20 protein-coding genes are annotated in these 21288 nt (G+C 63.1%); 16 read left to right on the plus strand and 4 right to left on the minus strand.

Going from position 1 to position 21288, the window contains the following annotated elements:
* Nucleotides 1-29 precede the first annotated feature (29 nt).
* The 5 genes from Q0844_RS04150 (at nucleotide 30) to Q0844_RS04170 (ending at nucleotide 2595) form a co-directional block, all read left to right on the plus strand.
* The gene (locus Q0844_RS04150; protein ID WP_299042393.1) at nucleotides 30-422 is read left to right on the plus strand and encodes a hypothetical protein; all 393 of its coding nucleotides are present in this window, start codon (nucleotides 30-32) and stop codon (nucleotides 420-422) included.
* 67 nt (nucleotides 423-489) lie between these two features.
* On the plus strand, nucleotides 490-882 hold the full coding sequence (locus Q0844_RS04155) for a hypothetical protein (RefSeq protein WP_299042395.1): 393 nt from the start codon (nucleotides 490-492) through the stop codon (nucleotides 880-882).
* A gap of 227 nt (nucleotides 883-1109) precedes the next feature.
* The gene (locus tag Q0844_RS04160) at nucleotides 1110-1514 is read left to right on the plus strand and encodes a hypothetical protein (RefSeq protein WP_299042397.1); all 405 of its coding nucleotides are present in this window, start codon (nucleotides 1110-1112) and stop codon (nucleotides 1512-1514) included.
* A 200-nt stretch (nucleotides 1515-1714) separates the two neighbouring features.
* Nucleotides 1715-2107 (plus strand): hypothetical protein, encoded by a 393-nt coding sequence (locus Q0844_RS04165; RefSeq protein ID WP_299042399.1) that lies wholly within the window; start codon nucleotides 1715-1717, stop codon nucleotides 2105-2107.
* A gap of 92 nt (nucleotides 2108-2199) precedes the next feature.
* Nucleotides 2200-2595: a hypothetical protein gene (locus Q0844_RS04170; protein WP_299042402.1), complete on the plus strand. Its 396-nt coding sequence runs from the start codon at nucleotides 2200-2202 to the stop codon at nucleotides 2593-2595.
* Between the two features lie 39 nt (nucleotides 2596-2634).
* Here the strand turns inward: Q0844_RS04170 and Q0844_RS04175 are convergent, their stop codons facing one another.
* Together Q0844_RS04175 and Q0844_RS04180 are read right to left on the minus strand one after the other, a co-directional pair.
* Nucleotides 2635-3270, minus strand: coding sequence for a DUF1826 domain-containing protein (locus tag Q0844_RS04175; protein ID WP_299045201.1), 636 nt, complete (start codon nucleotides 3268-3270; stop codon nucleotides 2635-2637).
* 5 nt (nucleotides 3271-3275) lie between these two features.
* Complete coding sequence (locus tag Q0844_RS04180; RefSeq protein ID WP_299042403.1) at nucleotides 3276-4487, minus strand: GTP-binding protein; 1212 nt, start codon at nucleotides 4485-4487, stop codon at nucleotides 3276-3278.
* A gap of 427 nt (nucleotides 4488-4914) precedes the next feature.
* On the opposite strand from Q0844_RS04180, the gene purL reads away from it, so the two are divergent.
* On the plus strand, nucleotides 4915-7074 hold the full coding sequence (purL, locus tag Q0844_RS04185) for a phosphoribosylformylglycinamidine synthase subunit PurL (protein WP_299042406.1): 2160 nt from the start codon (nucleotides 4915-4917) through the stop codon (nucleotides 7072-7074).
* A gap of 338 nt (nucleotides 7075-7412) precedes the next feature.
* On the opposite strand, the gene Q0844_RS04190 is transcribed toward purL, so the two are convergent.
* Together Q0844_RS04190 and Q0844_RS04195 are read right to left on the minus strand one after the other, a co-directional pair.
* Entirely contained in the window at nucleotides 7413-8660 is a 1248-nt protein-coding gene (locus Q0844_RS04190) for a VWA domain-containing protein (protein WP_299042409.1), read from the minus strand.
* A gap of 60 nt (nucleotides 8661-8720) precedes the next feature.
* Nucleotides 8721-9629 carry a MoxR family ATPase gene (locus Q0844_RS04195; RefSeq protein ID WP_299042411.1) on the minus strand — a complete coding sequence of 303 codons (909 nt, stop codon included), beginning with the start codon at nucleotides 9627-9629 and terminating at the stop codon, nucleotides 8721-8723.
* A 193-nt stretch (nucleotides 9630-9822) separates the two neighbouring features.
* Here Q0844_RS04195 and Q0844_RS04200 point away from each other — a divergent pair, with 193 nt between their 5' ends.
* The 10 genes from Q0844_RS04200 (at nucleotide 9823) to Q0844_RS04245 (ending at nucleotide 21235) form a co-directional block, all read left to right on the plus strand.
* Nucleotides 9823-10851 (plus strand): glycosyltransferase family 2 protein, encoded by a 1029-nt coding sequence (locus Q0844_RS04200; protein ID WP_299042412.1) that lies wholly within the window; start codon nucleotides 9823-9825, stop codon nucleotides 10849-10851.
* Nucleotides 10848-11474, plus strand: a complete 627-nt coding sequence (locus Q0844_RS04205; protein WP_299042415.1) for a hypothetical protein — start codon at nucleotides 10848-10850, stop codon at nucleotides 11472-11474. Before Q0844_RS04200 ends, Q0844_RS04205 begins: the two co-directional genes overlap by 4 nt.
* Nucleotides 11474-13849, plus strand: a complete 2376-nt coding sequence (locus Q0844_RS04210; protein WP_299042418.1) for a glycosyltransferase family 2 protein — start codon at nucleotides 11474-11476, stop codon at nucleotides 13847-13849. The genes Q0844_RS04205 and Q0844_RS04210 overlap by 1 nt, the downstream gene beginning before the upstream one ends.
* A gap of 28 nt (nucleotides 13850-13877) precedes the next feature.
* On the plus strand, nucleotides 13878-14552 hold the full coding sequence (locus Q0844_RS04215; protein ID WP_299042420.1) for an FkbM family methyltransferase: 675 nt from the start codon (nucleotides 13878-13880) through the stop codon (nucleotides 14550-14552).
* On the plus strand, nucleotides 14549-15595 hold the full coding sequence (locus Q0844_RS04220; protein WP_299042422.1) for a glycosyltransferase family 2 protein: 1047 nt from the start codon (nucleotides 14549-14551) through the stop codon (nucleotides 15593-15595). Before Q0844_RS04215 ends, Q0844_RS04220 begins: the two co-directional genes overlap by 4 nt.
* Nucleotides 15596-15683: 88 nt before the next feature.
* Nucleotides 15684-16637, plus strand: coding sequence for a phosphoadenosine phosphosulfate reductase (locus tag Q0844_RS04225; protein ID WP_299042425.1), 954 nt, complete (start codon nucleotides 15684-15686; stop codon nucleotides 16635-16637).
* Nucleotides 16638-16670: 33 nt separating this feature from the next.
* Nucleotides 16671-17702 carry a dihydroorotase gene (gene pyrC / locus Q0844_RS04230; protein ID WP_299042428.1) on the plus strand — a complete coding sequence of 344 codons (1032 nt, stop codon included), beginning with the start codon at nucleotides 16671-16673 and terminating at the stop codon, nucleotides 17700-17702.
* 81 nt (nucleotides 17703-17783) lie between these two features.
* Complete coding sequence (locus tag Q0844_RS04235) at nucleotides 17784-18458, plus strand: orotate phosphoribosyltransferase (RefSeq protein ID WP_299042431.1); 675 nt, start codon at nucleotides 17784-17786, stop codon at nucleotides 18456-18458.
* A gap of 332 nt (nucleotides 18459-18790) precedes the next feature.
* Nucleotides 18791-20290, plus strand: coding sequence for a replicative DNA helicase (locus Q0844_RS04240; protein ID WP_299042433.1), 1500 nt, complete (start codon nucleotides 18791-18793; stop codon nucleotides 20288-20290).
* 144 nt (nucleotides 20291-20434) lie between these two features.
* Nucleotides 20435-21235: a DUF1194 domain-containing protein gene (locus Q0844_RS04245; protein ID WP_299042435.1), complete on the plus strand. Its 801-nt coding sequence runs from the start codon at nucleotides 20435-20437 to the stop codon at nucleotides 21233-21235.
* The last annotated feature ends 53 nt before the right edge of the window (nucleotides 21236-21288 follow it).

Below are 21288 nucleotides of genomic sequence, written 5' to 3' on the forward strand. Positions count from 1 at the left end.
GCAGCGATCACTGCACGAGGGAGCGTACCATGACACTTGCACACCGGGCAGCCGCGCTGCTGACCGCCACCGCCATGACCCTGCCTGCAACGGGCTGGGCCGACCTGTCTTCCGCCGATATCTCGGCCCTGTCAAACGGTCCGAAGGGGCGTGTCCTTGCATCGGACGGCGCGGTTCTGGGCACGATTGACGGGTTCAGCGTCTCGGGCGACCGGGCCAAGCTGTTTGTCCTGACCCGGGGCGGCAACATCTTTCGACGGACAGGCGGCAAGGACATCGTGGTGACCACACGCACGGAAAATCTGACACGGCAGGGCAATGACCTTGTGATGGACGCAGATGCGCAACGGGTGCGGATCAAGGCCAACAAATCCTTTACCGACGACAGCTCGCCCATCACCATCTTGCTACTGGATCGTTAACGTCCGGCCTGAATAATTTCGGGTGCCCAGGCGTTATCTCGTCAGAGAGCAATCGAAAGGAACAGATATGACCGCCCTCCCCAAACTGGTCCAACTGACCATCGCCACCATTGCCCTGGGTCTCAGCACAATCGCTGCCCAGGCGGATCTGACCGTATCCGAGGCCGCACAGGTCGAAAAGCTGCGCTACACGCCCGTGCTGTCCTCGGACGGCGCACTTGTGGGCCTGATCGAAGGCGCCTCCATCAGCGGCGACAAGGCCTCGCTTTTCCTCAAGCCGGCCAGCAGTGACATCCTGCGCCGCAACGGCAAGGATATCATCATCCGCACAAACACCACCGAACTGACGTTGCAGGGCAACCGGATCATCCTGAACGCCAACGCACAGCGCGTGCGAACCAAGGCCAAGGTGCTGAAGGACTATGATGACCAGATCATCGTGACCCTGCCCCGCATCTGACACCGACACGACCACAGTGCGCAGAAGCCCTCCGGCATCGTTCCGGGGGGCTTTTTCCTTTTTGCGGGCCGATGCGGACACGGCCCCGTCGGGGCGACTCGCCCCAACGCGCAAGAGACGCTGTGGTTCCGTTGATTTTTAATGCTTTTTTTCTTCATTTCTTGGAACGGTTCGGGCCCGGACGCCGTTGTGTTTTCGAAGTCAGACAAACGAAAAGGAGACTGACAATGACACGTAAGATGACACTGATCGCGACAACCGCACTGGCCCTGGCCGCAGCACCGCTGCTGGCAGACGTCACATTCGACCCGACCAACACCCTCGCCGGTAAAGAAGACCGCGTGAGCACCGTATCCGCCATCCAAGGTGGTGACGTGGTGACATCCGACGGCGTCCTGCTGGGCCAGATCGAGGAATTCACCATCAACAGCGACGACCGTGCCGTCATCCAGATCGATGTCGAAGCCGGCCTGCGCTATGATGGTGACACCATGATGCTGATGATCGACCCCAAGCACGTGACCGTCGCTGACGGCAGCGTTGCCGTGGAACCGACCAACGACGAGCTCTTCGCAGCGATCGGTCTGGGTGGTCAGAACACCGCAGGCGCAGTCGAGATCGACTATAAATAAGCCTGTTTCAGCCTGATGGGCTGAGCATTCAAGGGGCCGTCCTGCATATGCAGGGCGGCCCTTTTTCGTGCGCGGATGCACCAACCACCTCGCGCCCCTGCGAGGCCAAATGTTGCAATCAACACGTCGACGTGACGCCGACTTACATCGGCACGCCCCCTCCCCCACCTCATGGTCAACGCAAACGAAAGGACTTGACCATGACAGGTTTCAAAACTGCGCTGGCGTCCATTGCAACCGCCGCAATGCTCAGCGTGCCCGCCACCGTGACGCACGCTGACCTCAGCCCGTCCGACATCCAGGCCATCAACGGCCAAAGCGGCATCCGCGTGTTTTCCGCCGATGGTGACTTTGTCGGCCTGACCAATGGCCTGCGCGTCAGCGGTGAACGCACCCGCCTGTTTCTGCTGCCCCGCTCGGGGTCGATCTTCCGCCTGCGCGGACGGGACGTGATCATCACGACCAAGACCGATTTTCTGACCCTGCGCGGCAATGATCTGGTGCTGGACGCGTCCACGCAGCGGCTCAGGATCAAGGTGCAAACGCCCGCCTCCGATGAAGACGGCGCACTGACAATCCTGCTGCTCACCTAACGACACCAACCCATCCCAAACGCGCTGCTCCTGCGTGCCGTGTCCGGTACGCACCCGAAAGGCGCGCCCACACATCCCGAAAGGAGACCGCCATGACCCGCGTCTCGACCACAGTCAAAGCCATCGCCACCGCCCTCGTGCTCAGCCTGCCCGCCACACTGGCCCAGGCCAACCTCAGCCCGGCCGAGGTTTCGGCCATCAATGGCAAAAGCGGCATCCGCGTCTATTCCTCGGACGGCGAATTTGTCGGCCAGACATTCGGCCTGCGCATCTCGGGCGACCGGACACGGCTGTTCCTGCTCTCGCGGTCCGGCTCCACCTTCAACTTGCGCGGGGGCCGCGACGTGGTGATCACCACGTTCACCGACAATCTGTCGCTCCAGGGCAACCGGCTGGTGATCAATGCCACCGAACGGCGGCTCAAGGTCAAATCCCACACCTCGGGCGGCAGCGACAACCCGGTGACGATCCACCTGCTGCACCGCTGAGCGGCAGAACAGGTGCCCGTACTGCCGGGCACCTCCCGCTCACATTCCGTGCATGTCGTCCTCGGGGCCCTCCATCGGGTCCAGAACCAGAACAAGCCGCGTCTCGCCCGTTCCCTCGATGGGCGGCGACCGGTGCAACAGCCCCGATGCGGGCGGTTCCGGCCACCTCGTGCCGCGCAGCACAATGGGCGCGCCCGTGGCGACGGTGAACACACGCGCCGGGTCGTTCCCATCGGTGGATATGCCGTATTGCGTCCCCGTTCCGCGATAGGTGCAGACAAGCCGCGCCGTAATGGCATCAACGTGGAACCTGCGGCAGGCATTGGTCGTGATCGCATCCAGACGCATCCGCAGGAATGGCGCCGACATCAGATCGGCGAATGTCCCCGCCAACGCCGCGATATCCGCCTCAAGCCAACTGCGTTCGCCTCCGGCAGGCAACGCCGCCGCGTCGCAGATGCGCCGCACCATGTCCGCCACACCGGCAGGCCGCAGGACCACCCGCGCGCGCGGCAGCGCATCGGGGGCCAGATCGTCCAGCCACGCCTGCACATCGGGCGGCGTGTGCCTGCGCCACAGGGCCGCGGCGCACCCCGGTCGCAGAAACGCGTTCAGTCCACCGGGATCGTCGGCCACGGCAACCCCCACGGCGGCATCCGTCACGGCGGCGCGCATCAGGCTCACGCCGCGTCCTCCACGCGCCGCCAGACGGGGAACGGATTGGGGTAATCGGGCAAGGCATCCGGCCCCGTGGCCGCCACGGCCGGCACCAGGCAGGCATCCAGTCGCGCCTTGAGTGTGGGCCAATCGATGCCCACCCCGATGAATACGATCTCCTGCCGCCGGTCGCCCCACGGCGCCTGCCAATGCGCCTGCAAATAGGCTTGCGCGCTCTCATGGGTCGGACGCCGGTCTTCCGGGACCGATGCCCACCAGGTGCCCAGCGGCTTGACGCTCGACAACGCACCCGCCAGCGAAAACTCGGCCACCCAGTCGGGGCGCGTCGCGATCCAGAAATGCCCCTTGGCCCGGATCACGCCGGGCAGGTCGCCGTTCAGAACTTCAAGCACGCGCTCGGGCACAAACGGCAACCGCGCGCGGTAGACAAAGGACGCAACGCCGTATTCCTCTGTTTCGGGCACATGATCGGCAAAACCGTATAGCTCCTTGGCCCACATCGGATGTTCATGCGCCTTTTCGAAATCGAAAAGTCCGGTGTCCAGGATCTTCTCCGCCGCAACCGCGGAATGGTTCGTCTCGATGATCTCGGCATCGGCGTTCAGGCTGCGGATGATCTTGCGGGCGGCATCGACCTTTTCCGGTCCCGCATCCGCAACCTTGTTCAGGATCACGACATCGGCGAACTCGATCTGGTCGGTCAGCAGATGCACCAGTGTGCGCGCGTCCTCCTCGCCCAGTGTTTCGCCCCGGTCGCGCAGGAAATCATGGCTGGCAAAATCGTTCAGCAGGTTCGCGGCATCCACCACCGTGACCATCGTGTCCAGCCGCGCCACATCCGCAAGGCTGTCACCGAATTCATCCCGGAAATCGAACGTGGCGGCCACGGGCAAGGGTTCGGAAATGCCGGTGCTTTCGATCAGCAGGTAGTCGAACCGCCCTTCGCCAGCCAGGCGGCGCACCTCGTCCAGCAGATCATCGCGCAACGTGCAGCAGATACAGCCGTTCGACATCTCGACCAGCGTTTCGTCGGTGCGGCTCAGCTCCGTGTCGGCCCGCACCAGGTCGGCGTCGATGTTCACCTCGGACATGTCGTTCACGATCACGGCGACCCGCCGCCCCTCGCGATTGTTGAGCACACGGTTCAGAAGCGTGGTCTTTCCGGCCCCCAGAAAGCCGGACAGAACGGTGACGGGAAGGCGGGTGTTTGACATCGGCGGTGTCCTTTTTCGTAAGCTGGCGCGGTGTGGCCGGGTGGTGTCGTGGTCGAACTGCCGTTTATGTTATGATATAACTTTACATAAGGAAAGAGATCGGCTGTCACGGCCCGCCGAAATGGCGCGGCAACGGGGGCGTTGCGCCGGTCCGGGGTTATGCCCGCGCGGCCTGCGCGCCCGCCGGTTCTTCATGCAAATCCGCACCGGACCCCGCGACCGCACCGGATCGTGCGTCAGCTTGACTTTTCCTGGTTAAGATCCGGCAAATGGAGCGTGCGCAGGCCCAAGCCACTGATGTCACGGCAGGACCACAGAGGCATTGATATCCCCTAAACCCATCGAACAGGCTGTCCCCGCGGGGACAAACCCTTTCCCCCCGCCCGTCCCTGCTCTAAAGAGCGGTCCAAAGCCGCGGGGGACGCACATGCAAGAGCCGAAAATCACCGACGATCTGATCGCAAGTCACGGGCTGAAGCCCGACGAATACGACCGCATTCTCGAGATCATCGGACGCGAGCCCAGCTTCACGGAACTGGGCATCTTTTCGGCCATGTGGAACGAACATTGTTCCTACAAATCCTCCAAGATCCACCTCAAGAAACTGCCCACCACCGGCCCCCAGGTGATCTGCGGCCCCGGTGAGAACGCGGGCGTGGTGGACATCGGCGATGGCCAGGCGGTCGTCTTCAAAATGGAAAGCCACAACCACCCCAGCTATATCGAACCCTACCAGGGTGCCGCGACAGGTGTGGGTGGCATCCTGCGCGACGTCTTCACCATGGGCGCCCGCCCCATCGCCTCCATGAACGCGCTGTCCTTCGGCGAACCGTCGCACCCCAAGACCCGCCAGCTGGTGCACGGCGTGGTCGAGGGCATCGGCGGCTACGGCAACGCCTTCGGCGTACCTTGCGCGGGTGGCGAGGTTCGGTTTGACCCGGCCTATAACGGCAACTGCCTTGTGAACGCCTTCGCCGCCGGCCTCGCGGATGCGGACAAGATCTTCTACTCCGCCGCTTCGGGCCTCGGCATGCCGGTGGTGTATCTCGGCGCCAAAACGGGCCGCGACGGTGTCGGCGGTGCAACCATGGCGTCCGCCGAATTCGACGACACGATCGAAGAAAAACGCCCCACCGTGCAGGTCGGCGACCCCTTCACCGAAAAGCGCCTGATGGAAGCGACGCTGGAGTTGATGCAGACGGGTGCCGTCATCTCGATCCAGGACATGGGGGCCGCGGGCCTGACCTGCTCCGCCGTGGAAATGGGCGACAAGGGTGGCCTGGGCGTCAGGCTGAACTTGAACGCCGTACCCGTGCGCGAAGAGAACATGACCGCCTACGAAATGATGCTGAGCGAGAGCCAGGAACGCATGCTCATGGTGCTGAACCCCGAGCTTGAGGCCGAGGCGAAGGCCGTGTTCGACAAATGGGACCTCGACTTCGCCATCGTCGGCGAAACCATTGCCGAAGACCGCTTCGTGATCGAGCACAATGGCGAAGTCAAAGCCGACCTGCCGCTGTCGAAACTCGCCTCCGAAGCGCCCGAATACGACCGCCCCTGGGTGCCCACGCCCGCGGCCGGTCCCCTCGGGGACGTCCCCCAGATCGACCCCATCGACGGGCTCAAGGCCCTGCTCGCCAGCCCCAATTACACGGCCAAGCACTGGGTCTATGAACAATACGACACCATGGTGATGGCCGACAGCGCCCGCACCCCGGGCGCAGGCGCGGGCATCATCCGGGTGCACGGCACCAACAAGGCGCTGGCCTTCACCTCGGACGTCACCCCGCGCTATGTCAAGGCCAACCCGGTCGAGGGTGGCAAACAGGCGGTGGCGGAAGCGTATCGCAATCTCACCGCGGTGGGCGCGAAGCCCTTGGCCACAACGGACAACCTGAACTTCGGCAACCCCGAAAAGCCCGAGATCATGGGCCAGTTTGTGGGCGCGCTCGACGGCATCGGTCAGGCCTGCGCGGCGCTCGACATGCCCATCGTGTCGGGCAACGTATCACTGTACAACGAGACGGACGGGACAGGCATCCTGCCCACCCCGACCATCGGCGCGGTGGGGCTGATCGACCACCCAGATGACATCATCGGCGGCGAGGTGCGCGACGGTCACGTGGCGCTGCTGGTCGGGGAATGCGGTGGGCATCTCGGCCAATCCGCGCTGCTGGCCGAAGTGTTCGGGCGCAACGATGGCGACGCACCGCATGTGGACCTGGACGCCGAACGGCGGAACGGGGAATTCATACGTAACAACAGACACTTGATCAATGCCTGCACGGATCTCAGCGACGGTGGGCTTGCCCTTGCGGCCTTTGAATTGGCCGAAGCGGCAGACGTGGGCGTATGGATCGATGCCAACGAGATGGGCAGCTTCTTTGGCGAGGATCAGGCCCGCTATCTGGTGGCCTGTTCCTTCGACAAGGCCGAGGCGCTCATGATCGCTGCGGGCCGCGCGGGCGTGCCCATCGTGTCGGTTGGCAAGTTCATGGGCGACACCGTATGGATGGGCAATGCGTCCGCTCCTCTGTCCGAACTGCGCGACATCTATCGCAACGCTTTCGCCGATACCTTCGCCTGAAGCCTGCAAGCACCCAGCAGATCAACGGGGGGGCGCCGCAGGTTTTGCACGCAACGTCGCTTTCCGCCACTGCGACAGGCATAGTGGCCTGTCGCGCTTTGGGCTGGAGCCGTCCTTGCTTGATCAGCAACGGACAGGGGATGGGCGCACGATTCAGCTGAAATGCGGAGGGCCAGCTGAAATGCGGAGGGTCCCTGCAAGTGGAAACCGTATTTCTGCTTGAGCGGGTGACCATCCCCTGTCAGGCGGCGGATCGGGCATGGACGGCTCCAGCCTTTTGGGATGGTGAGTCCGCAGCGCCAAATCCATAATGGAATGCGCGCGCAGCGCGCTCCGCTTTACAACATGCCCATCAAGCGGTCGCGGTCGCCCACGTCATCGCGGCGCGAAATGACCTGTGCCAGGTCCTCGATCGAGGCGATGGAATGCCCGGCACGAAAGCTGTCAACATGCGGCAGCATGGCCGCGATACCCCGCGCGCGGGGCGCGAAATCCTCCCACCTCAACAGGGGGTTGATCCAGATCAGACGGTTGGCGGACAGATGCAGCCGTTCCATCTGCCGCGCCAGCGCATCGGGGTCATCCCGGTCCAGCCCGTCCGTGATCAGCAGGACCACCGCGCCCTGCCCCAGCACCCGGCGCGACCATTGCTTGTTGAATGCCTCAAGACACGACCCGATCCGTGTGCCGCCTTCCCAATCCTGCGCTTCGGCGCCGGCCGCCTTCAGCGCCGCATCCACGTCACGGTGATCCAGGTGGCGGGTGATGTTGGTAAGCCGCGTGCCGAAGGTGAAGGCGTGCACCCTGGCCCAACCTGCCCCCTTGGCATTCGCAACCGCATGGAGGAAATGCAGCACAACCCGGGAATACTGGCTCATCGAGCCGGAGATGTCGCAGAGCGCCACCAGGTTCGGATAGCGGACCCTGGGCGTTTTCCATTTCAGGTCGCGCATGTCGCCCCCCTGGCGCATGGCCGCGCGCAGGGTGCGCGCCGCATCGATCCGGCCCCGGCCTGCGGCCTGCATGCGCCGGGTGGGCATGGGGTCCACGGGCAAGGTCATACGGGCCAGCATCGCCTTGGCCTGCGCCATTTCATGCGTGCTCATCTGTTCGAAATCCAGGGTCTTGAGCTGTTCTTCGGCACTCATGGTGAGCGCGGCGTCGATCTCGATCTCGGTGCCGCCCTCCTCCCCCTCGGGCAGGTCGATATCGTCGCCTGCCCCGTCCAGCAACGCCTCGGCCGCGCGCTTTTCGGCGGCTTGGGCGCCGCGGTCTTCCTGCACGCCGCGCACCGCCGGAAGCATCGCGGCCATCATGTGTTCAAGGTATCGCGGGTCGCGCCAGTAGAGCCGAAAGATCTGGGCAAAGACCGCCCGGTGTTCCGGTTTCGAGACAAAGCAGGCGTGCAGGGTCCAGTAGAAGTCGCGTTTTTCCGTGAAGCCCGCCTTGGTCACGGCGGTGATGGCATCCATCACGCGCCCCGTGCCGATGGGCAGGCCCGCACGGCGCAGGGCGCGGGCAAAATGGGTGATGTTGCCTGCAAGCCTGGGCGTTTCGGGCAGGTCCAGGGGGGCGTATTCAGGCATGGGACATGCCGGGGGGCCAGCCCCCCGGACCCCCCGGGATATTTCCGGCCGAAAGAAGGATCATGCGGGTTCCAGCGACGCCTTGGCCTCGTCCAGAAGGCGTTTGGCTTCGGATCCTTGCAGCTTCTGGATGTCGTCCTGGTATTTGAGGATCGCGCCCAGCGTGTCGGCGATGACCTCCGGGCTGAGCGTGAGCACATCCAGCGCCAGCAGGCATTTGGCCCAGTCGATGGTTTCCGCGACGCCGGGTTTCTTGAACAGGTCCTCGGTCCTGAGCCGTTGGACAAACGCCACCACTTCGCGGCTGAGCTCTGCGGCCGCTTCGGGCGCGCGCGCTTCCAGGATCTCCATTTCGCGGTCGAAATTGGGATAGTCGACCCAATGGTAGAGGCAGCGGCGCTTGAGCGCATCGTGCACCTCGCGCGTCCGGTTGGAGGTCAGGATCACGATGGGCGGTTCGGGGGCCTTTATGGTGCCGAGTTCGGGGATGGTGACCTGAAAGTCGCTGAGGGCTTCGAGCAGGAACGCCTCGAACGGTTCGTCCGTGCGGTCCAGTTCGTCGATCAGCAGGACCGGCGCGCCGTTGGCATCGGGCCGCATCGCGTCCAGCAGGGGCCGTTCGATCAGGTAGTTGTCCGAGAACAGTTCGGTTTGCAGCGCCTTGCGGTCGGCATTGCCTGCCGCCTCGGCCGTGCGGATCGCCACCATCTGGGCCGGGAAGTTCCATTCGTAGACCGCGGTCGAGGCATCGAGCCCTTCGTAGCATTGCAGGCGGATCAGCCGGCGCCCCAGAGCGGCGGCCAGCGCCTTGGCGATTTCGGTCTTGCCGACGCCTGCCTCGCCCTCGAGAAACAGGGGGCGTCCCAGCGACAGGCTGAGAAACACCACTGTGCCGAGCGACCGGTCGCAGACATATCCCTGGTCACCCAGCATGGATTGAACGGCGTCGATGGAGGTGGGCTGGGACATCATGTTTCCTTCTTTGCGTCCAACCTGCATCGCTGGGCGGTGCCGTCAAGGCCTTCTAAGGTCGTGTGCGTTGACGCGATTCGTGCGAAATGGCATGATGTTAACGGGTTGAAAAAGAGGTTTGCGGCATAACGCACGCGGACCCGGAACAGAGGCGGCGGAGAATGATCCCATCATGGAAGGCGGGCATGTGATGCGCATCACGGCAGTCACCTGCGTGAAGAACGAGGGCCCGTTCCTGTTGGAGTGGATTGCCTTCAACCGTCTGATCGGGGTGACAGACCACCTGTTTTATTCCAATGACTGCACCGATGGGACCGATGCGCTGTTGGATGCGCTGGCGGATCGCGGTCTGTGCCAGCATCTGCCGAACCCTGCCGAGGGGCGCAATTACCAGATGGAGGCGCTGAAGGACGCGCGTCATCAGGACATCGTGACCGAGGCCGATTGGGTCTGGATTGCGGATGTGGACGAGTTCCTGAACATCCATGTCGGCGATCATACGATCCCGGCCCTGATCGAGGCGTGTGGCGATCCGCAGGCTGTGTCGGTGACCTTTCAGTTCTTTGCCAATGACGGGGTGGACACGTTTGTGGATGCGCCCGTGATTGGCCAGTTTCACCGCTCGCACAATCCCGACCTGTGGTGCGGGGAGGCCGCGATTGAGGTCAAGTCGCTGGTGCGCCACGATTTTCCCCTGCAGTACTATGGTGCGCACCGCCCGTTTCAGAAGGGCAAGGCGAAGCCCGCGTGGACGGACGGGTCGGGCCGGGACGTGCCGCACCGGTTCCTTGTGGCGGCCAATCCGCGCCGCATCCGACGCTTTCCGGCGCAGGGCGCGCGGGAATTTGCGACGCTGAACCACTATGCCCTGCGGTCGCTGGACAGCTATCTGGTCAAGAATGACCGGGGCGATGTGAACCGCGAAAACCGGGCCTTTGACGACACCTACTGGCGCGAGCGGAACGATCCGGCGTGGGAGGATCGGAGCATCGCGCGGTATCTGCCGGACGTGAACGATGCGCTGACGGACCTGAAGAAAGACCCGGAGATCAAGGCGCTGCACGACGAATGCGTGCGCCTGCACATCGCCAAGCGGGATGAGCTGCTGCAAAAGCCGGAATATCAGGCGATGCAGGCGCAGTTGCATGCGGCATCGACCCTGCCACCACAGGAAGAGGCGATGCTGATCGAGCTGGGTCTCATGGGGTCCGCGGCATGACGCTGGCGGTGGTGAACCTGGGCCTGCCCAAGACGGGCACCACCACGCTGGCGCGCGCCCTGCGCCGGGCGGGTCTGCATGTGGCCGATCACCGGGTGCGCCCGCGCCAGACCAAGAACACGCAGTTGCACAATAAATTTGTCGCGGACCTGCTTTATCGCGGGTATTTCGAAACGGGCGATCCCGGTTTCTACTTTGACGACTTTGCCGCCATTTCCGAGATGAGCGTGCTGCGCGAGGGCCGGTCGCTGTGGCCGCAGATGGATTTCGGCCTGATCATGGCGATCCGCAAGCACAATCCCGGCGTCAAGTTCCTGGCCTCGAACCGCGACCCGTTCGAGATGTCGCAAAGCATGCTGGCCTGGTCCGATCTGGGCACCGCCCGCCTGCCTGCGGGCAACATCCCCGGCCTGCCCGAAGGGTTTGGCACCACCAGCGTGGAACGGATGCAGTGGATCGAGGCGCATTACGCCCATTTGCGCGCGATCTTTCGCGACGACGATGATTTTCTGGAATATGACGTGGCCGACCCCATGGCCCGGGACCTGATCAGCGGCTTTATCGAACGGCCGGTGAACTGGTGGGGCCGGACCAATGTGAACAAGTTGAATGAGGTTGCGTGATGCAGATCCACCTGCATATCGGTCTGGAACAGGTGGGCGCGCATCGTCTGCAAAACGTGCTGGCAGCCAAGCGGGATCAGTTGATCACCAAGGGTGTGCTTTTTGCCCGCAGCCCCGGCAACAAGAACCATACCCGGCTGTACATGGCGGTCACGGACGCGGCCCATATTGACCCGCTGCGTTACAATCGCGGGTACATTACCGGTGACAAGCAGAAGGTGCTGCATGACACGGTGGCCGCCGATCTGACCAAGGAAGTGGCACAGTTTTCGCCGGATCACCTGATCCTGTCAGCCTCGCAACTGGGCGTCAGCCTTGTCTCAAAATCCGAGTTGGAGCGGGTGAAGGCGCTGTTGGCCCCGCTGTCGGATGACATTCGCATCATTGCCCATATCGACGAGCCTGCCCGCCTGCTGGCGCGGCATTACGGCGAACAGGTTCTGGAAGGGCGTGGCGCGCCCCTGACGCAGGAACTGGACCTGGCGGGCACGCGGACATGGTGGGCCGATGCGCTGTCGCTGGCCCCCCGGATCAACCCGCAGGCGGGCGTGTTCATTGAAACGCAGGCCCCACCTTGCTGGCTGGATTATGCAGCGCTTGAACGCCATTGGAATGCCGTTTTTGGCGAGGGTGCGCTGAGGTTCCGCGCCTATGATGCCGAGGCCTTTGCGGCAGAGACCGTCACGGACGAACTGCGCGCGGCGTTCGAGATAGAGCCAACCATCGGCAAGGCGGCAAAAGGCAAGGTGTTCCCCGAACCGTCCGCTGCCGGTCTGGCCCGCGGGCGGCAGTTGAATGCGTTGCTGTTGAAGGTGCTGGCAGGGGAAAAGCGCATTCTGCCCCGGCAGTTGTGGCGGTCTTTCGTGTCAGAGGTGCAGGTGCCCGGCAACCCGATTGATCCCGGCAGCCTGTCAGCGATTTCCAAGGGGTTTGCGGCGCAGAACAAGGCGATTGCCAAGGCGCATGGGCTGCCTGCATCGCTGTTCAAGGCCCCGAAGGCGGCAGAAGACTGGACCGAGGCGGATCCGACACTGGGCTTTCGCGCGTCGCAATATCTGCTGGGGTTCATGTGGCGCATCGACAAGGCCACGCACGAAGAACGCAAGACCAAGGCCGCCGACCTGGCGCGCCTGAACGGGTCCGCGGCCCCTGCCCCCGCGTCGGTGGCTGACCCCGTGCCCGAAGACGGGCTGACCGACAGCGCGCGTGCGTTGATGCCACCGCTGGCGAAACAGAATTTTGAAAAGCTGCGCGCGTCATCCTTTGCCCCGCACAACAAGCTGGGGGCCGTGAACGAGGAAGAACTGGCCGCCGCCTATACCCCCATCGAAAAGCGCAAGTTGCCCAAGGGATCAACCGGCAATGTCATCGTCGGCTGCATGAAGAACGAGGCGCCCTATATCGTGGAATGGGTCGCCTATCACCGCGCCATGGGTGTCGACAATTTCCTGATCTATACCAATGGGTGCGAGGACGGCACGTCCGAAATCCTTGACCGCCTGCAAGAGATGGGCGTGGTCCAGCATCGCAACAACGACGACTGGAAGGGCAATTCGCCCCAGCAATATGCGTTGAACCAGTCATTGAAGGAGCCGCTGATCAAGAACGCCGACTGGATCATCCATATCGACGTGGACGAGTTCATGAATGTGCGCACAGGCAACGGGACCTTGCAGGATTTCTTTGACGCGGTGCCGGATGCCACCAATGTTGCCATGACCTGGCGGCTGTTCGGCCATAATGGCGTGACCGACCTGAAGGACGATTTCGTCATTGACCAGTTTGATCGCTGCGCCCCGAAATTCTGCCCGAAACCGCACACGGTCTGGGGTTTCAAGACGATGTTCAAGAACATCGGCGCCTATGAAAAGATCAGTTGCCACCGCCCGAACAAGCTGAAGCCCGGCCAGAAGTCGAATGTGCGCTGGGTGAATGGTTCTGGCAAGGACATGACCAAGGAAGCGGCCGAAAACGGCTGGAGAAGTTCGAAAAAGTCAATTGGCTATGACCTGCTTCAGCTGAATCACTATGCGTTGCGCAGTGCGGAATCGTTTTTGATCAAGCGTCAGAGGGGCCGCGCGTTGCATGTGGACCGGTCCATCGGGATCAACTACTGGATTCGCATGGATTGGTCCGATTTCCGCGACATCACCATCAAGCGCAACCTGCCCCGCCTGCGCACCGAATATGATGCGCTGTTGCAGGATGCCGAACTGCGCAAATGGCACGAATACGGTCTGACATGGCATCGGACCAAGGCGGATGAGCTTCACGCCAATCCGGAGTTCCGGGACCTGTATGATCAGGCCCTCAAGGTCAAACTGACCGAGACCGAGCGGGTGGCCTATGCCCTCGCTCTTGACATGGAGAGTTAGGATGGATGGATCGCCGGTTGAAACACCCATGATCAAGACCCCGCGGGGCCTTCTGTTTCCAAGGGACACCGACGTGGTCAAGCCGCGCATCGCAAGTGCGCTGCGGCAAGGCATGTACGAGGCCAAGGAGGGCAACGCGGTGCTGCGCGTCATTCAGCCCGGCGACGTGGTGATGGAACTGGGCGGCGGCATCGGCTTCATCTCGACCCTGGTGGCCAAGAAAAGCCCCGCCGCAGAGGTGCATGTGTTCGAGGCCAACAGTGCGCTGGCGGCCTATATCGGTCGGGTGCACGAGGTCAACGAGGTCGAGAACGTGACCGTGCACCACGCCCTTCTGGGCAAGCGCAAGGGCACGGCGGAATTTCACGTGCGCGGCAATTTCCTGGCGTCGTCCGTGAATGCCGACAATGCCGATGGCGTGACCCGGACCGAAACCGTGGAGGTGGTGAATGCCAATCAGCAGACCAAGGCGATCAAGCCGACGGTGCTGGTCTGCGACATCGAGGGGAACGAGGCCGAGCTTTTGCCCGAGATGGACCTGAGCAGCCTGCGCGCCGCGGTGATCGAGTTGCATCCACAGTGGATTGGCCCCGAGGGCGTGAACGCCGTCTTTGGTGCCCTGATGGGGGCGGGCCTTGCCTATTACCCCAAGCTGTCGACGCAGAAGGTCGTGACATTCCGCAGGGCCTGGCCGCTGAAGTGACCCATCTTGCCCTGCTGACGGTCCGGAACGAGGCGGCGTTCCTGCTGGAATGGCTGGCCCATCACCGGGCCGTCGGCTTTGACGATTTCCTTGTCTTTTCAAATGATTGCGACGATGGCACCGACGTCATGCTGGACCATCTGGCCGGGCTGGGCTGGCTGACCCATGTGCGCAATGACGGCCCCTATGACAAGGGTGGTATCCAGTTCACGGCGCTGAAGGCGGCCGCCAGGATGGATCAGGTCAAGCGGGCCGACTGGATCCTGCCCGTCGATATCGACGAGTTCGTGAACATCCATGTGGGCGACGGCACGCTAGCGGACCTGCACAGCGCCCTGCCCGACGCCACCGCCATCACGCTGACGTGGCGGCTGTTCGGGAACAACGGGCAGGTGCGATATGCGGACCGGCCGGTGACGGACACGTTCCCGATGGCCGCGCCCAAGGTGCTGCACTGGCCCTGGCGGGCATCGATGTTCAAGACGCTGTACGCCAATGACGGGACATACCGCAAACCCGGCGTGCACCGGCCCCGTGACGTGGACGAGGCCAAGCTGGAACAGGCCCGCTGGTTCGACAGTCACGGGCGGGAACTGGAGGATCAGTTCAAGACACGCCGCATCTTTTCGACCTATGGCCGCGAAAACTTCGGGTTGGCGCAGCTCAATCACTATCCGCTTGGGGCCATGGAAAGCTATATTCTGAAGACGGACCGTGGGCGCGCGGTTCACGCCGACGACGCCTTGGGTATGGATTATTGGGTCGAGCGGAACTTCTGCACGGACGAAGACCGCACGATCCAGCGTTACGCCGTGCGGCGGGACACCATTCTGGCCGAGTTGAAGGCCGATGAAACACTTGCCGCGCTGCATGATCAGGCCGTCGCATGGCGCAAGGCCCGCTTTGACGCGCTGATGGAACAAGAGCCGTTTCGCGCCCTGTTTGGCCGTCTGCTGATGACGCCGCCCACGCGGCCCGTGCCGCCCAAAGCCGCGCAATTCATGATCCGATACGCCAATCGCGCGCGCCAATCGGCGCAATAGTCGCTCAAATTTTCCGCAATTCTGCCCCAATGCAGCGGTACTTCAGTCGCAACCCGCGCGTTCAAATGCGGGATGTGAGGATAGAGTGATGCAGGACCAAGTGACCCCGTTCGAGCCGGACATGGCAGACCTGCCGAAAGGCGAATGGCTGACGCGGCTGGCACAAACCGCTGAAACGCATGGGTTTTTCCAACCCCTGGGGCGCAAGCATTTTGCCGCCCATATCCGTCGCGGTGACACGTTGGTGGTGACCTTCGAATCGGTGCAGGGCATGCGGGCGCTGACCGAAGGGGCCGAACCGCTGGGCTGGTCCATGGTGCGCGACAATGACTGGTCGCATCTGTGTATCGCGTCGGACGGCGACACCTGGTTCCGGGATCGCCATGTCATCGGCCTGTTTGACCAGATGGTGGATGACGGGTTTTTCGACGATTTCGAAACGGTGCTGTTCTATGGTGCGGGGCCCTGTGGCTATGCCGCGGCCGCCTATTCCGTCGCCGCACCCGGCGCCCAGGTGCTGGTGATCCAGCCCCAGGCCACGCTGGACCCGCGCGTCACCGAATGGGATGACCGGTTTGTCGAGATGCGGCGCACCGATTTCACTTCGCGCTATGGGTACGCGCCCGACATGCTGGATGCCTGCAACCAGGCCTATGTGCTCTATGATCCGGTCGAGACGCTGGACGCCATGCACGCGGCGCTGTTCACCCGCGCAGGGGTGACCCAATACCGGATGCGCAACATGGGCGATGCGCTTCAAAGCGATCTGATGAACATGAACGTGCTGCCCGACCTGATGGAGATGGCGGCAGAAGGCACATTGGATGACCTGCAATTCGCCAAAGTCTACCGCGCCCGCCGCACCTATCCCGGCTATCTGCGCCGGGTGATGGCCGCGCTGGATCGCGATGACCGCACCGAACTGACCTACATCATGGCGCGCAATGTCGTGGCGCGCATGAAAAAGGCCCCCCGGTTCCAGCGTCGTCTGGCCGAATTGGACGGCTTGCGCAAAGCGGCAGACGCACCAGACGAGGGCTAGCAACCCGTGCCCGGCCCATGCTAACGCCGGGCCATGACGACGCTGACCATTGCCCGCCCCGACGACTGGCATCTGCATCTGCGCGATGGCGCGATGATGCGGGCCGTTCTGCCCTGGACCGCCCGCGATTTTGCCCGCGCGATCATCATGCCCAACCTCGTGCCACCGGTTGTGACGGGTGCACAGGCCGCCGCCTATCGCGACCGTATCCTGGCCGCCCTGCCGGACGGCATGGCGTTCGAGCCGCTGATGACGCTGTACCTGACCGAAGACACCGATGCCGATGACGTGGCCGCCGCCCATGCCAGCGGGCTGGTGAAGGCGGTCAAGCTGTACCCCGCCGGGGCCACCACCAATTCTGCCTCCGGTGTCGCAAATTTCGACAACGTTCGCCCGGTGCTGGAGCGGATGGCAGAGGTCGGACTGCCGCTTTGTGTGCATGGCGAGGTCACGGACCATGACATCGACATCTTTGACCGCGAGGCGGTGTTCATCGACCGTGTACTGGACCCGACCCGCCGCGCCACGCCCGGGTTGCGCGTGGTGATGGAACATATCACCACCGCCAACGCCGTTGACTATGCCCGCGCTCAGGATGACAGCCTGGGTGCCACGATCACGACGCACCACCTGGTGATCAACCGCAACCATATCCTGGCAGGCGGGATCAAGCCGCATTACTACTGCCTGCCCGTCGCCAAGCGCGAAGAGCACCGTCTGGCCTTGCGTGCAGCCGCCACCAGTGGCGAAGAACGTTTCTTTCTGGGCACTGACAGCGCGCCGCACACCGATGCCAACAAGCTTTTGCCCTGCGGGTGTGCGGGTTGCTTCACCGCCCCCAACACGCTGCCCATCCTTGCCCAGGTGTTCGAGCAGGACGGCGCGCTGCATCACCTGGAACGGTTCACGTCCCGGAACGGGCCCGCCTTTTACGGCCTGCCCGTGAACACCGACACCGTCACCCTGACCAGATCCCCCCCTGACCTGCCCGGCCATGTCGATACGGACGAGGGTCCTGTCACGGTCTTCGACCCCGGCTTTGACCTGCTCTGGGCGGTGACCTGATCCTCCTTCACTTTGCAAGATAAACTCCCGCCGGAGGCTCCCGCCCTCTGCACAAGCGCAACATCTGAAAGCAACAGCACCATGATCCCGACCAGCTACCCCACATCCGAAGACATGGCGCGCCTGACGGCCCGTATGCTGCTGGAAATCAAGGCCGTGCATTTCAACGCGGCCGAACCGTTCATTCTGTCGTCCGGCCTGCCATCGCCAACCTATATCGACTGTCGCAAGTTGATCTCGTTCCCGCGCATCCGCGCCACGTTGATGGATTTCCTGACCGTCACCGTCATGCGCGACGCGGGCTTTGAGGCGTTTGACAACATCGCGGGCGGAGAGACCGCTGGCATGCCCTTTGCCGCGCTTGTGGCGGAACGCATGGGGCTTCCGATGACATATGTGCGCAAGAAGCCGAAGGGATACGGGAAAAACGCCCGCATCGAGGGCGTGATGACCGAGGGCGAGCGTGTCTTGCTTGTCGAGGATCTGACGACGGATGGCGGCTCAAAGCTCAGCTTTGTGGATGCGATCCGTGACACCGGGGCGACCTGCGCGCACACGGCCGTGATCTTTTATTATGGCATCTTCCCGGAGACGGAGAAGACACTGGGCGATCATGGTGTGACGCTGCATTCCTTGTGCACATGGTGGGATGTGTTGGCCGAGGCGAAGGCCTCCGGTGCCTTTGACGATGCAACCCTGAGCGGTGTCGACGCGTTCCTGAATGACCCGCGCGGCTGGCAGGCGGCGCGCAGCTGAGACATCTTTGTCACGTCGGGCCCGTATGGTGTAAACGCCCGCTGACACATCGGGAGGAAATTGGGGACAAATCCCAGTTTTCTGTGGATAGCGTGATGTGGACGCCATGTGCATAAAACGATTCGTCCGGCCCGCCCCGTCGCGGCGTCGCCGCGCGCCCTCATCATCTCGTGACATTTGCGCAGGAATACACTAGATATGGATAGGCCCATTTCCGGCGCCGCGATATGCACAGGCTTATCCCCGCATATTTCCAGATCGCCACTGTGACCGGGCTGTGACATCCCCCACCCTCACGGGGACAGACAGAACAACGAGCAGAGAGTGGGGCAATGAACGAGATTGCGGCAATCAATCCGACGGGTGTGGCGGTTCAGGACGCCGAGACCATGCCCCACTCGATCGAGGCCGAGCAGCAATTGCTGGGCGCGATCCTGACCAACAATGACATCTACGACCGGGTCGCGGCGATCATCAGTCCCGATCATTTCTATGACCCGGTGCATGCGCGCATCTTCGAGATTTCCGCCGCCCGGATCGCCAAGAACAACCTGGCCTCGCCCGTGACGCTCAAGGCGTTCATGGAGGATGACGAGGGCCTGAAGGAGCTGGGTGGCCCGGCCTATCTCGCGCGGCTTGCGGGGGCCGCGATCAGCGCCTTTGCCGTGCGTGACTATGCCCAGATGATCTATGATCTTGCAGTGCGCCGCGACCTGATCCAGCTGGGGCGCGACATCAGCGCCAAGGCGGCCAAGGTCGATGTCGCCTCGGAACCGAGGGAACAGATTGTCGAGGCCGAACAGGCGCTTTACAAGCTGGCCGAACAGGGCACGTCCGAGGGTGGTTTTCAAAGCTTTCTCAAGGCTGTAACCGACGCGGTTAATGTGGCCAACGCCGCCTATCAGCGCGAAGGGGGCCTTGCCGGCATCTCGACCGGGCTGATTGACATGGACAAGAAGCTGGGCGGGTTGCACCCGTCTGACCTGTTGATCCTTGCGGGCCGACCGTCGATGGGGAAAACCTCGCTTGCCACGAACATCGCCTTCAACATCGCCAAGGCCTACAAGAAGGGCCTGAAGCCCGACGGGTCTGAGGGGGCCATCGAAGGCGGTGTCGTCGGCTTTTATTCGCTTGAGATGAGCGCGGAGCAGTTGGCTGCACGGATCCTGTCCGAGGCGGCCGAAGTGCCGTCCGAGAACATCCGGCGCGGCGACATGACCGAGGCCGAGTTCCGCCGGTTCGTGGACGCGGCCAAGCAGCTTGAGGCCTGCCCGCTTTATATCGATGACACCCCCGCCATCCCGATTGCCCAGCTTGCGGCGCGGGCACGGCGGTTGAAGCGCACCCATGGTCTGGACGTGTTGATTGTCGACTATTTGCAGCTGGTGCGCGGCGGGGCCGACAACCGGGTGCAGGAGATCGCGGAGATTTCCATGGGCCTGAAGGCCATCGCGAAAGAGCTGAACATTCCCGTCATTGCCCTGTCCCAGCTGTCGCGCCAGGTCGAAAGCCGGGATGACAAACGGCCGCAATTGTCGGACCTGCGGGAATCGGGGTCCATCGAACAGGATGCGGACGTGGTGATGTTCGTGTTCCGCGAGGAATATTACAAGGAGCGCGAAAAGCCGGGCGATCACGATCTGGAAGCCATGGCGAAATGGCAGGAAGAGATGGAGCGGCTGCATGGCCGCGCCGAAGTGATCATCGGCAAACAGCGTCACGGCCCCATCGGCACGGTCGACCTGTCCTTCGAAGGGCGGTTCACGCGCTTTGGCAACCTGGTCCAGCCCTGGCAGCAGGGCAATGGCGGCGGCACCGACGTCGGGTTCTGATCCGGAGGACCGCATGCGCGGACGCCATGTTTCAGGGGGCTCTGCCCCCGGCCTGCGGCCTCCCCCGTCGTATTTTCAGTCGGAAGAAGGGCGCATTCCAGCTTTTGATTGGACAGGTGCGGCGTTGTCTTGCACGCTGCGGTCATGCGGTTTCTGTGTGTCTGGCTTTTCCTGGTGGCATCATCCCTGCATGCGCAGGACGGTGTTGAGGTTGACGTCGAGTTGTTTCTTGCCGTCGATGTCAGCCGGTCGATGCAACCCTATGAACTGGAAATCCAGCGCCGGGGCTATGCCGCGGCCCTTGTGTCGCCCGAGGTGCAGGCGGCCATCGCCGGCGGATTTCTGGGCCGTATCGCCATCACCTATGTAGAATGGGCCGGCGCCGATCATCAACGCGAGATCGTGCCGTGGACCGTGCTGGCCACGCCCCGGGATGCGGCCCGCGTCGCCGCGCAGATCACGGCGCATTTTGACGAGGGGATGCGCCGCACCTCGATCTCGGGCGCGTTGACCCATGCCGCCGACAGTATCTATGCCAATGGGTTCGATGGCTTGCGCCGGGTGATCGACGTGTCGGGCGACGGGCCGAACAACATGGGCGATCCCGTCACGCAGGCCCGTGACGCCGTTCTGGCACGTGGTATCACCATCAACGGCTTGCCCCTGATGACGCAGGATGAGGGCCTCATGGCCCGGTGGAACATTCCCGATCTGGACGTCTACTATACCGCGTGTGTGATCGGGGGCACCGGTGCATTCGTGGTGCCGGTTCTGGACTGGTCCGAGTTCGAGGACGCGGTGCGGCGCAAACTGGTCCTGGAGATTGCTGGTCAGCCTGTCCGCCTGTGGCGGGCCCAGGCCCGGGCCGAGGCGCAAGCACCCTACAATTGCATGATCGGCGAGGAAATCTGGCTGCGCAATCGCGACATCTTTGCCCTGCCCTGACGCAGGCGCGCTTTTTCCCCTTCACCAATCCGCGCGCTCCTGCCAAACAGGCG

The sequence above is a fragment of the uncultured Tateyamaria sp. genome, assembly GCF_947503465.1.
Taxonomy (GTDB): Bacteria; Pseudomonadota; Alphaproteobacteria; order Rhodobacterales; family Rhodobacteraceae; genus Tateyamaria.